We start from the raw sequence: 12,572 nt of genomic DNA on the forward strand, positions 1-12,572 counted from the left end.
CCTATTCCAAATTTAAACTAGAAAAATTTATGAAATTCTTAAAAATCAAGCTCATCAGGTAGTTCTTCTGAATTTTGTTGATTTTGCTGGTTGTATATGGAGCAATCCACTTCAATAGAAAGATTTTCTGGCCTTTGAAAAGCTTCTTGAGAAATTTCTAATTCCTCATCAGCATAAAGATCTTTCATATACATTCCCCAAATTGGTAAGGCCATTGTAGCACCCTGCCCATAGGTTAAAGAAGGAAAATGCACAGAACGATCCTCAGCCCCGACCCACACACCGGTGACCAGATTAGGTACAATTCCCATGAACCAACCGTCACTCTGGTTTTGTGTGGTTCCCGTTTTTCCTGCAATAGGATTCTTAAAATCGTAAGGATAACCAGTCACACCTCGTTTGTAGTGTTGGAGATCTTTGGCATAGGTACCACGTAAGCGCATACCAGAGCCATACTGGGTTACTCCTTCCAACAGGTTTACAGTAACATATGCTGCTTCTTTACTTAGAACATCCCGAGTCTGTGGTACATTCTGATATAGCATAGTGCCATTTTTATCCTCAATACGATTGACAATGACCGGTTTGATATAAACCCCTTCATTGGCAAAAGTACTATAGGCAGACACCATCTCAAACAAGCTCATATCTTCGGTTCCCAAAGCAATAGCAGGCCCTGTTGAAAAACTTTCTGTATTAACCCCAAGTTTACTAACCAAATCAATCACCGGACCCGGTCCGGTTTTATCAATGAGTCTGGCCGTAACCGTATTTACGGATTGCGCTAGAGCATTCTTCAGAGAGATCATTCCCTCATACTCATTATCAGAGTTGCGTGGAGACCAGTCTTTTACATTCCCATACTTGCCTGCCTCAATGGTAAAAGGATTACGTGGCAAAGTATCACAAGGCGAAAGTTTTAACTGGTCTATCGCCGTAGCATAAACAAAAGGTTTGAAGGTAGAACCTACCTGCCTTTTTCCTTGTTTTACATGATCATATTTAAAATGCTTAAAATTAGTACCTCCCACCCAGGCTTTGACTTCTCCAGTTTGGGGTGTCATTGACATTAAACCTGCCTGTAGAAAGCCTTTATAGTAAAAAATGGAATCCTTTGGCGTCATCACCGTGTCCCTTATTCCGTCCCAGCTAAATACCCTCATTTTTCTTTCTTTGTCAAAAGATGCCAGGATCTCTTCCTTACTTTTTCCTTGGGCTTCCATTTGCTTCCAACGTGCCGAGCGGCGCATGGCACTTCTAACTATACTGTTAACCTCATCCTGAGACACATTCCTAAAGGGAGCCGTTTTATTTTTCTTATTCTGCCGGTCGAATTCTTTTTGAAGATGTGAAATATGCTTTTTCACGGACTCTTCCGCATACTGCTGCATTTTTGAATCAATGCTGGTATAGATTTTAAGACCATCACGATAGATATTGTATTGCGTTCCATCTGGTTTGGGATTATTTTTAATCCAGTCTTTCATAAAACCTTGAAGGTAAACCCTGAAATAGGTTGCCATCCCCTCATCATGACCTTCAGGGGAAAAATCGAGATTTAAAGGAAGTTTTTGTAAGGAATCCTTTTCTTTTTCGGAGAGATAACCATTCTTGTACATTTGTACAAAAACCTGATTACGGCGTTGTTTTACCATTTCTGGCCTTCTTACCGGGTTATAAAGTGCGGCATTTTTGAGCATGGCCACCAATACAGCTGATTCTTCAATACTCAAATCTTTAGCTTCCTTCCCAAAATAAATTTTAGATGCCGAACGAATGCCTACAGCCTGATACACAAAATCATATTTATTGAAATACATGGTGATGATCTCTTCCTTGGTATATTGCCGTTCTAGACGTGTAGCGATAATCCATTCCTTTACCTTTTGTAGTACCCTGGCTAAAGGATTATTGGAAACTTGTTCAGTAAAAAGTAATTTGGAAAGCTGCTGGGTAATGGTACTTGCACCACCACGAGTTCCCAGGAAAATTGCAGCCCGAAGTGTGCCTTTTGGATCTATACCTGCGTGTTTATAAAACCGCTCATCTTCAGTAGCAACCAGAGCCTCAACTAAATGATCAGGTAGATCATCGTATTTTATCGGGGTCCGATTCTCACTGTAATATTTCCCAAGTGTTTCCCCGTCCGAGGAAAAAATCTCTGTAGCGAGATTAGTTTCAGGATTTTCTAGTTCCTCAAAAGTCGGCATTTTTCCAAAAGCCCCCCAACTGGCTAGTAAAAAAATAAAAATGATCATTAATAAACCTAAGCCGAAGAGGGTCCAAAATCCGACAATGTAAGAGGATTTGCTTCGGGTAGTCTTTTGTTGTTTTTTCGGTGACTTGGCCATTTTTTATGCTGAAGTTATTCTGAAGTATTTTCTATTCTGAAGCCAACATGTGTGATTCCCTGAAGGGCATCAATCCCGTCTACTTCGCCGTTTTTACGCATAGCGTGTCTAATTTGTACCTGATAGTTTCCTGGTTCATCAAAGCGAACATTTTCTTTATACCAGAGTTTGTTTTCTTTTATATCACCAAAACCCTTGCCAAGCCATTCACCCGAAGGTGCCGCCATCTCATATTCCAGAGTATCAGATATAACTTTTCCCTGCGGAAACCTGATTTCTGTTATTAGGAACAGGTTACTATATTTAAAATCGTTGTTACTCCGAATATTGATAAACAAATTATACTGTTTGAGTGAATCAAGGCTACCCAAATCAAATTTTATTATCGAATCTTTATGCCATTCTCCTTTTATGGGCTTATAGTCATCAAAGACCCGCTTTTTATCACAACTGGTAAACAGACTCAAAAAAAATAATACTATTAAAAAAGCACTGAATTTATGCATTTTTAGACGGTTTACCCCTACGCTTTTTCTTTCGGTGCTTTCCGCGGGATTTTTTTCCTTTAGGCTTATCGAACCGAGTTAGGCTATCCTGGCCCACCACATTATTAAAATCTGGCTGTTTTTCCGTTTCCAATAACTGTACCTCAAACTCCTCAAGGCTGGCAACTTCTTCCTTATTTTTATTCGACTGGATGATTTTATTAGCCTGCTCTGCGGTGATTTTAAACCAGTTCATCCACTCCCCTTCGTAGGCATACCAAAGAAACCCCTGGAAAATATCTATTTTCTGGCAAACAGCTGTCCCTTTTTTTGTGAAAAGCTTAGTGTCTGTTCTAGGGAATGCTTTTAGGGCCTCCAAATAGGTATCCAGTTCATAGTTAAGACAACATTTTAACTTACCACATTGTCCGGCAAGTTTTTGAGGATTAAGTGATAACTGCTGGTATCTGGCTGCCGATGTACTCACAGACCTAAAATCTGTTAACCAGGTGGAACAACATAATTCCCTTCCACAGGAACCTATGCCACCTAATCGCGAAGCTTCTTGACGCAATCCAATTTGACGCATTTCTATCCGGGTATTGAATTCCCGGGCAAATTCCTTTATTAGCTGGCGGAAGTCTACACGATCATCAGCGGTATAATAAAAGGTAGCTTTTGAGCCATCTCCTTGGAATTCCACATCGCTTATTTTCATGCTGAGTTTAAGCCTGATGGCTATTTCTCGAGCGCGTTTTTTTATTGCCTCTTCTCTATTACGGTATTCTTCCCAGACATCGATATCTTTTTGAGTAGCCTTACGGTATATTTTTAATACCTCCTCACTATCGGGTGAAACCTTTTTCTTTTTCATCTGTACCCGAACCAATTCCCCGGCCAGACTAACCATTCCTACATCGTGTCCTGGAGAAGCTTCCGTAGCGACAACATCACCCATGCTAAGGCTAAGGTTTTCAGTATTCCTATAGAAATGTTTTCTGCCATTTTTAAATCTCACTTCTACAAAATTAAAAACTTCTACACCCTGGGGAAGGGACATATTTGAGAGCCAGTCGAAAACACTAAGTTTATTGCAGGAATCGGTACCACAGGTTCCGTTATTCTTACATCCTTTAGGTTGACCGTCTTTGGTTGAGCAACTGCTGCAAGCCATAAATCATTCTATATATTGGAAGCCTTGCTAGTTTAGTGCTGCAGGCTTGTGGGTTTATAATTAGTTCTAAAAAGGTAAATATACCAATATTAATTGGCTCTACTTAAAGAACGCCGGCTTAGCTTTTATATTTTAAAACTTCAGATCGTCCTTTTTTAAAGATCTTGTTGCTATTACCTCTACCTTTTCGCAATTTTTTCTGTTCCTCATAAGGCAATGCGTTAATCTCCATACAATTTTCGGAACAACAACTTTTCATTTTTTCTGCGCATTCCTGACATTGTATAAAAAGAAGATGACAGGCTTCATTTGCGCAGTTAACATGAGTATCGCAAGGCTTACCACACTGGTGACAATTTGCTATAATCTCACCTGAGATACATTCGGAGCGACGATGATCAAAGACAAAGTTCTTTCCTAAAAATTTATTTTCCAGATGATGGTTTTTTACCTGCCGGGCATATTCAATAATTCCCCCTTCAAGCTGATAAACATTTTTAAAACCTTTGTGTTTATAATAAGCACTGGCTTTTTCGCAGCGAATGCCCCCGGTACAATACATCACCAGATTCTTATCCTCTTTATGTTCTTTTAAATCTTCTTCAATAATAGGCAGAGAATCCCTAAAAGTGTCCACATCCGGAGTTACTGCCCCCTCAAAATGCCCAATCTCACTTTCGTAGTGATTTCGCATATCTACCAACACAGTATTGGGATCGTTTATTAACTCGTTAAATTTTATCGCATCGACGTGTACTCCTTTATTTCTTACATCAAAAGTATCATCATTCAGGCCATCGGCTACTATTTTCTTGCGTACTTTCACCTTCAACTTAAGAAAGGATTTTAGATCATGTTCAATAGCGATATTTAGCCTTACCCCTTCCAGAAAGTAAATTTTATCTATAAAATCCTTAAATTCATCAAACCGTTTAGCCGGGACAGATAATTGTGCATTTATGCCCTCATGAGCAACGTAAATACGTCCAAGGACTTCCATCTGGTCCCAGGCCACAAAAAGGTGATTTCTAAATAGATTAGGATTTCCAATTTTCGCATACGCATAGAAAGAGAGTGTTAACCGATCTTCACCAGCCTCTTCTAACAAAGCTTCTCTTTCCTTAGCGCTTAATTTATTGTACAGTTGCATGCTATACCAATTTTTTAAGGTTAAGAAAATTTTTGCAAAGATAAACTTTAAACCCGGCAGAAAAAATACCTTAACCTTAATAAAAAGCAAAGTTTCTTAGTACTCAAATACCCGCAACATTCATCACGGAATCGATCACCATTAAAATAAGTTTTGCCTATTGAAGAAAGAAAGGGTAGTCACACTTAGAATTTTGTTAAGATTTGGGATCTAATAAAAAATGCACGAAATTTAAAATTGTGATGCACCAAAACTTATAGTAATTTAGCAACTTTCATTTAATAACATAAAATCATGAGCAACGATAAAGAACGGGAAGCTAAGCTAAAAGCTCTAAAGCTTACCCTGGATAAAATGGATAAGACCTACGGTAAAGGTACTGTGATGAAAATGAGTGACCAGGCAGTGAGTGATGTAGATGCTATCTCAACAGGATCTCTCGGGCTCGATCTGGCACTTGGCGTTGGAGGTTATCCCCGTGGAAGAGTTATTGAAATTTACGGCCCTGAATCTTCGGGTAAAACCACCCTAACTCTGCATGCGATAGCTGAAGCTCAAAAAGCCGGAGGCATTGCCGCATTTATTGATGCAGAACATGCCTTCGACCGTTTTTATGCTCAAAACCTCAATGTAGATATCGAAAACCTAATCATCTCCCAGCCTGACAACGGTGAGCAGGCGCTAGAAATAACCGATAATTTAATCCGGTCGGGAGCCATAGATATTATTGTTATAGATTCTGTAGCTGCACTGACTCCAAAGAGTGAAATTGAAGGAGAAATGGGAGATTCTAAAATGGGCCTTCACGCTAGACTTATGTCTCAGGCTTTAAGAAAACTCACATCTTCTATCAGTAAAACTAACTGTACCGTTATTTTCATCAACCAATTAAGGGAGAAAATTGGAGTCATGTTCGGAAACCCGGAAACCACTACGGGTGGAAATGCACTCAAATTTTATGCATCGGTAAGACTTGATATTCGACGCTCTACCCAGATAAAAGATAGCAACAGCAACGTGATGGGTAATAAAACGCGTGTAAAAATTGTAAAGAATAAAGTAGCTCCACCATTCAAAACAGCGGAATTCGACATCATGTATGGCGAAGGAATTTCCAAAATCGGAGAGGTTATCGATGTGGGGGTAGATTATGAAATAATCAAAAAAAGTGGATCCTGGTTTAGTTACGAGGATACTAAATTAGGGCAGGGCCGTGATGCGGTTAAAATCCTACTAAAAGACAATCCAGATCTTTTAGAAGAACTCGAAGTCAAAATAAAGGAGGCCATTAAAATCGCCAATGAATAATAATAAAATCCCTTTTAAGGGATTTTTTTTATTTCAATACGCAACCATTTTGAGTTAATTGCATCTACTAATTGAATGAAACATATAAACCTTTAATTCAAAAAAGAAAAATTGAAATGAAAAAATTGGCTTTATTACTATTGATCACTTTTGGCCTGACTAGCTGTAGTCTAGAAGATGATGGCCCAAACAGATTGCTGGAATTTGCTGAAATTACCGAAGTAGATTTACCGGAATATTTTGAGCGTGGGGAATCCTATGATATTGTGGTTACCTATTTATTACCTTCGGCTTGCCATGCATTCAATGGTTTTGATGCGCGCCAAGGACAAGGCGCAAACATCAATGAGATTTTCGTAGGAGTTGTAACTTCCTATGATGCCAACCAAACAGAATGTAACAAAGAGGAAGAAAATCTCTCTAGAGAGGCCACTCTAAGAGATGTTACAATAACAGGGGAGGTTGGTACTGTTTACACTTTCAAATTCTGGATAGGTCAGGATTCTTCAGGGGAACCACAATATTATACCGTAGAAGTACCGGTCGAAGATCCCGAAAATACCGGAGAAGAACAGGAATAATAACCAGATAATAATGAGTAACATCTCAACAACCAAGTGGGTTTAGAAAAACTCATACAAAAGTGTAAAAAACAGGATATTAAGGCACAGGAAGAGCTTTACCAGCTATACGCAGGGAAGCTTTTTGGCTTGTGCCTTAAATATTCTTCCAATTATCAGCAGGCAGAAGATAATCTGCAGGATGGGTTTTTAACCATCTTTGAAAAAATATCACAATATCAGGATAAAGGATCTTTCGAGGGTTGGATGAAACGAATAATTATCAATACCGCCCTTCAGAAATACAGAAAGGAGAAATACTTGGATCTCATCAATGAAGATCTGTTAGAAGAACAGGTAATCGAAATTGATGAAGAAGACCTGCCAGTAGATTTACTATTAAAACTCATTCAGGAACTGCCTCCTCGCTATCGCGAAGTCTTTAACCTGTATGTTTTAGATGGTTATTCCCATAAAGAGATATCTGATTTGCTAAATATTTCACAGGGAAGTTCCAAATCTAACCTTGCAAGAGCCAGGGGAATTCTAAAGGAACGGATTGAAAACCACCAAAATAACAATTCGGTGCGATCATTATGAAAGAGAAAAAGAACTTAGACCGGCTTTACCAGGAGAAATTCAAAGATTATGAAGTTGCTCCCCCACCCAGAGTATGGAAGAATATTGCTGACCGCCTGGAAGAGGATAAAAAGAAAAGTCACTTAATCCTTCCCTTTTGGTATAAGATAGCTGGGGTCGCCGCTGTGTTTGCCCTTCTTTTGACCGGAGGCTACTTTTTCTATCAAAATAACTTCTTTGTAAACTCTCCAGGACTGGTCTTTGAATGGAATGAAATTAAACGACCCCGTATCGATACTTCCTTCGAAAACAAAACCCTTACAGAGACTAAAAATCTCCTTCAAGAAATAACCTCAAATAAGCAGATAAATAATTCCTCCCAATTAGTATCTTCAGGAAACAATGGTTTCATATCCTCTCAACCAGCATCTTTAAAAGAAAAGGCCTCTGGGGAAAGTTCTTCAGAAACCAGTAGGAATGCAAAGCTTAATTCCAATATTGCTATTGTAGATGGCGAAGATTTTTCACAGGAAAGGGAAAATGAAACCTTGGAAACCCAAGAAGGGGCCGCATCAAATATGGGGTCTGACTCTAACGACTTAATTGCCGATAAAACCGAAAAGAAAAGTCAGAAAGAAGGCGACAGCATTTCTAAAAATACCATTGCCTACCTGGAGGATAACAATAAAGAAGAGGAAAAAGATGAGAAAAAATCAGAAAAAGGCTCATTGAGTCTAAGTACTTTTGCTGCCCCAATAGTTTATGATAAATTTGGAAAGGGAAACTCTATTGACCCTCAGTTTGCAGGCAATCCTTCCAATCCGAATTTAACGATGGCTTATGGTATAAATGTTTCCTACCAGGTATCTGAGAAGTTAAAAATCAGATCAGGAATAGGAAAGGTGGCCATGAGTTACGATATTCAGGATATTATTTTTTCTGCAGCCATTATTCCTCATGACATTGCCAGTATTGATTATAGCCCTGAAGGAAGTAATTTTCAAATACAAGGTAATTCGCAAAGAGATAGTTACTCCTCAATAGAAAACACCTTTGCACCCGAAAATGCCTCTATCTCGAGGTTAGGTAAGATAAATCAAAGGTTTGGATATATTGAAATCCCACTGGAATTAGAATACAAGCTTATCGATAGAAAAATTGGCCTTAACATCATTGGAGGAGGAAGTAGTCTTATTTTGGAAGAAAACACATTGCTGCTTAGTGCTAACAACCAAAGCGCTCATATAGGTGAAGCCAACAATATTAATGATTTGAGTTTCAGTACTAATATTGGATTTGGAATAAATTATAAACTCACCCAAAGACTTAAATTAAATCTGGAGCCAATATTCAAATACCAGATCAATACGTTTGAAAACACTGAAAATTTGCAACCTTATTATTTTGGAGTTTATTCCGGTTTAAGCTTTAAGTTTTAATTTTTTCAGTTTGTAAATCCTCCAGGATAAGTTGGCGCGTTTTAGTTTTAAGTTCACGACGATTCTCCTGTGACTTCCCTTCTGTAGAAATCAAATGATGGGCCTTCACCCGCAACGGTCCTGGACTTCCAACAAAAAATCGATAAGGAAATCTTTTTTTATTATCATAAAAGGTAAAGGGCACAATTGGAATCTGGTAGTCTATGGCAATTCTAAAGGCGCCATCTTTAAAATAATCTAAAAGTAAGTTATGGTCTTCCGGCACACCTCCTTCCGGAAATATACAGATGCTGTTTCCCTGTTTAAGTCGGCGTTGAGCTTCACTAAAGACCCTATGCTTGCTTTGGTTACAACTTCGATCTACCAAAATGCAGGTCCGGCGATAGAAAAAACCAAAAAGGGGAATTCTGGCCAGTTCCTTTTTTCCTACGAATATGAAGGGGTGCTTAACCACCGCCAACATAAGCATAATATCTATCATGGAAGTATGATTGGCTACCAACATATAACTTTTTCCGCTTCTTAGTTTAACTGCTGATTTGCAAACCGGGTAAAACCCCATTCCGTAAAGGATACTCTTTGCCCATATTCTCGCGCAAAAATAGTACTGAGGATAAAATCTTTCGGAAGAGGTAAAAAGGAGCAAAAATGGCAGCATTATGACTATTGGTACAACCATTAGTACATAAAACCATATTCGCCAAAGTGCAATTGCCGTTCTTTTAAGTAGACCCATAAAAGCCAAAAATACTAAATAGAAGTGAGTGTCTTCCTTAAAAAATTTATCTTTGTGAAAAATCAGAAAAAGACAATGTCCAGAATACTTACCGGGGTCCAGAGTACAGGAACTCCTCATCTTGGAAACCTATTAGGAGCCATCCTTCCTGCCATTGAGATGGCTAATGAGCCTAAAAATGATTCCTATATTTTTATTGCCGATATGCATTCGCTAACTCAAATAAAAGATGCTGAAGTATTAAGGCATAACACCTACTCTGTAGCTGCAACCTGGCTTGCCTGTGGAATTGATATTGAAAAAACTGTTTTTTATAGGCAGAGTGATATCCCGCAAACAGCGGAACTTGCCTGGTATTTAAGTTGCTTTTTTCCCTACCAACGACTAACTCTTGCTCATTCCTTCAAGGATAAATCTGACAGACTCGAGGATATTAATGCCGGTCTTTTCTCCTATCCAATGTTGATGGCCGCCGATATTCTACTTTATGATGCTGAAATTGTACCCGTAGGAAAAGATCAACTACAACATTTGGAAATAACCCGCGATGTGGCCTCTAGATTTCATAATCAGATGGGGGATACTTTCGTGATTCCTGAAGCCAGAGTTCAGGAAAACACCAAATACGTTCCCGGCACAGATGGTGGTAAAATGAGTAAATCACAAAACAATACCATCAATCTGTTTCAAACAGATAAAAAGCTCAGAAAACAAATAATGAGCATTGAAACGGATAGCACCCCATTGGAGGACCCTAAAAACCCTGATTCCTGTAATGTTTTTTCCCTTTACAAACTTGTGGCTTCTGAAGAGCAGATTACTAAAATGCGTGAAAATTATGAAGGAGGAGGCTATGGTTACGGTCATGCTAAGCAGGAACTTTATGAAGTTTTAATGGATAGGTTCAAGGAAACCAGAGAAAAATATAATTATTACATGAATAACTTTGAGCAAATCGATAAGGCTTTATCGGTAGGAGCCAAAAAAGCCTCCCTTATAGCCAATGATGTTCTACAAAGAGTAAGAAAAAAAGTAGGTTATTAAGATTAAGTTCAAAGAACCTACTCCCCAAGATTAGGTCAGCGAATTCCAAATAAAGAAAATTTTGCTAATTTTCAAAAGACCTAGATTTTAGGTAAAAGTTTTGTTGTCAAAGCAATCAGAGCATTTATAAATTAAATTCGCCTATTTATCAGAAAAAATTTGTTAATAAATATTCTTTAGGTAACTTTATAAACCCTCATTAAACCTGTTATTTTTGCGCCAATGAATATAATTAATCACATCCAGGATTTACTTTATCGATATGAATGCGTGATCTTACCCGGTTTTGGGGCTTTTCTTTCCCAAAAACAACCGGCCTATATCGAGAAGGACACAGGAACATTTTATCCTCCTAAAAAGCTCGTTTCCTTTAACGGACAGCTTATAAAGAGCGATGGGTTACTTGCAAATTATATCTCAGAAGCTGAAAACATCGCTTATCCAGCTGCGGTAAATCGCATTGCTTTTTTTGTAGATAATCTCGAAAAATCATTGGTTAGTGATGGTTCAGTAGAACTTGATAACATCGGTCGCTTTAGCTTTTCTGAAGAGGAAAACTTACAGTTTGAACCTGTGGAAAAACTCAATTTTCTTACGGATTCCTTTGGCCTGGAAGGTATAAGGACAGAAAAAGTGGACCGAGAGGTATATAAAGAACAGGTAGAAAAGCTTGAGAGTAAAACACCAATCAATTTCACCCGGGAAAGGAGAAAAGCGCCTGCTTTTCTTAAATATGCCGCTGTTGCCGTTGTTGCTCTGGGACTCGGAGGATACACCGGGCTTAATATATATAGCAATCAGGTCACAAAACATAACCTGGCAGAACAACAGGAGGCTCAGGACCAACTAAACCAGCAAATTCAACAGGCCACATTTATTATAGATAATCCCTTACCTGCTATTACCTTTAACATTGAAAAACAATCGGGTAATTACCATGTAGTTGCTGGAGCTTTCAGAGTTGAAGATAACGCAAAGAAAAAAGTGAAAGAACTTCGTAAAGATGGTTTTAAAGCAAGACTGATCGAGGTCAATAAATTTGGCTTACATCAGGTTGTGTATGAAAGTTTACAGACCCGCCGTGAAGCCATAAACTTATTACGAGAAGTTAAAAAATCCAATGAGGGGGCCTGGCTACTTATTCAGGAACTTTAATATGATTTTAGGCCTTAATTAATCAAAGCATCTTATTTTTGCCGAAAATCTATTTGGCAATATGCAAGCAAAACATCCACAGGAATCCCGTACTACGCTTACTGATCTGGTATTACCTAGTGAGACCAATCCTTTAAATAATTTATTTGGAGGCGAACTTCTAGCCAGAATGGATCGCGCTGCAAGCATTGCAGCCCGCCGTCATAGCCGGCGAATTGTGGTTACAGCTTCGGTTAATCACGTAGCTTTTAATAAAGCAGTTCCTCTTGGAAGTGTAGTTACTGTTGAAGCAGCCGTATCCCGAGCATTTAAATCATCAATGGAAATCTTTATTGATGTATGGGTTGAGGATCGTGAAAGTGGCAATCGTACAAAAGCAAATGAAGCTATTTATACTTTTGTGGCTGTAGATGAAACTGGAGCGCCGGTAAGTGTACCCCCTCTGGAACCGGAAACCGAACTCGAGAAGCAACGCTACGAAGCTGCTCTTAGAAGAAAGCAACTTAGCCTTGTTCTTGCCGGAAAAATGAAACCTCAGGACGCTACAGAGCTTAAAGCACTCTTTGAGGAAAAAAAGTAATTTTTCGATTA

Annotated in this window: 12 protein-coding genes; 7 read left to right on the forward strand and 5 right to left on the reverse strand. The window is 38.7% G+C overall.

The genetic code is table 11. From position 1 onward, the window contains the following. Nucleotides 1–38 precede the first annotated feature (38 nt). From ACW6NC_RS12370 to trhO, 4 genes are all read right to left on the reverse strand, one after another. Nucleotides 39–2,351, reverse strand: coding sequence for a penicillin-binding protein 1A (locus tag ACW6NC_RS12370; RefSeq protein ID WP_457866448.1), 2,313 nt, complete (start codon nucleotides 2,349–2,351; stop codon nucleotides 39–41). A gap of 14 nt (nucleotides 2,352–2,365) precedes the next feature. Beyond that, nucleotides 2,366–2,857, reverse strand: a complete 492-nt coding sequence (locus ACW6NC_RS12375; protein WP_457866450.1) for a gliding motility lipoprotein GldH — start codon at nucleotides 2,855–2,857, stop codon at nucleotides 2,366–2,368. After that, nucleotides 2,850–4,010, reverse strand: coding sequence for a PSP1 domain-containing protein (locus tag ACW6NC_RS12380; RefSeq protein ID WP_457866452.1), 1,161 nt, complete (start codon nucleotides 4,008–4,010; stop codon nucleotides 2,850–2,852). Before ACW6NC_RS12380 ends, ACW6NC_RS12375 begins: the two co-directional genes overlap by 8 nt. Nucleotides 4,011–4,128: 118 nt before the next feature. Continuing rightward, a complete protein-coding gene (trhO, locus tag ACW6NC_RS12385) occupies nucleotides 4,129–5,160 on the reverse strand; it encodes an oxygen-dependent tRNA uridine(34) hydroxylase TrhO (protein WP_457866453.1) in 1,032 nt (343 codons plus the stop codon). A 294-nt stretch (nucleotides 5,161–5,454) separates the two neighbouring features. Between trhO and recA the strand changes: the two genes are divergently transcribed. The 4 genes from recA (at nucleotide 5,455) to ACW6NC_RS12405 (ending at nucleotide 9,046) form a co-directional block, all read left to right on the forward strand. Beyond that, complete coding sequence (gene recA / locus ACW6NC_RS12390; RefSeq protein ID WP_457866455.1) at nucleotides 5,455–6,468, forward strand: recombinase RecA; 1,014 nt, start codon at nucleotides 5,455–5,457, stop codon at nucleotides 6,466–6,468. A gap of 116 nt (nucleotides 6,469–6,584) precedes the next feature. Further along, nucleotides 6,585–7,049 carry a hypothetical protein gene (locus tag ACW6NC_RS12395; protein WP_457866456.1) on the forward strand — a complete coding sequence of 155 codons (465 nt, stop codon included), beginning with the start codon at nucleotides 6,585–6,587 and terminating at the stop codon, nucleotides 7,047–7,049. Between the two features lie 36 nt (nucleotides 7,050–7,085). Next, complete coding sequence (locus ACW6NC_RS12400; RefSeq protein ID WP_457866458.1) at nucleotides 7,086–7,628, forward strand: RNA polymerase sigma factor; 543 nt, start codon at nucleotides 7,086–7,088, stop codon at nucleotides 7,626–7,628. After that, nucleotides 7,625–9,046, forward strand: a complete 1,422-nt coding sequence (locus ACW6NC_RS12405) for a hypothetical protein (RefSeq protein ID WP_457866459.1) — start codon at nucleotides 7,625–7,627, stop codon at nucleotides 9,044–9,046. The genes ACW6NC_RS12400 and ACW6NC_RS12405 overlap by 4 nt, the downstream gene beginning before the upstream one ends. Here the strand turns inward: ACW6NC_RS12405 and ACW6NC_RS12410 are convergent. Further along, the gene (locus ACW6NC_RS12410; RefSeq protein WP_457866461.1) at nucleotides 9,036–9,608 is read right to left on the reverse strand and encodes a lysophospholipid acyltransferase family protein; all 573 of its coding nucleotides are present in this window, start codon (nucleotides 9,606–9,608) and stop codon (nucleotides 9,036–9,038) included. The two genes, ACW6NC_RS12405 and ACW6NC_RS12410, sit on opposite strands and share 11 nt — an antisense overlap. A gap of 249 nt (nucleotides 9,609–9,857) precedes the next feature. Here ACW6NC_RS12410 and trpS point away from each other — a divergent pair, with 249 nt between their 5' ends. From trpS to ACW6NC_RS12425, 3 genes are all read left to right on the forward strand, one after another. Beyond that, the gene (gene trpS / locus ACW6NC_RS12415; RefSeq protein WP_457866462.1) at nucleotides 9,858–10,826 is read left to right on the forward strand and encodes a tryptophan--tRNA ligase; all 969 of its coding nucleotides are present in this window, start codon (nucleotides 9,858–9,860) and stop codon (nucleotides 10,824–10,826) included. A gap of 222 nt (nucleotides 10,827–11,048) precedes the next feature. After that, a complete protein-coding gene (locus ACW6NC_RS12420; protein ID WP_457866464.1) occupies nucleotides 11,049–11,981 on the forward strand; it encodes an HU domain-containing protein in 933 nt (310 codons plus the stop codon). A 61-nt stretch (nucleotides 11,982–12,042) separates the two neighbouring features. Beyond that, nucleotides 12,043–12,561: an acyl-CoA thioesterase gene (locus ACW6NC_RS12425; protein WP_457866466.1), complete on the forward strand. Its 519-nt coding sequence runs from the start codon at nucleotides 12,043–12,045 to the stop codon at nucleotides 12,559–12,561. Nucleotides 12,562–12,572: the final 11 nt, after the last annotated feature.

Source organism: Salegentibacter profundi, from assembly GCF_054121475.1.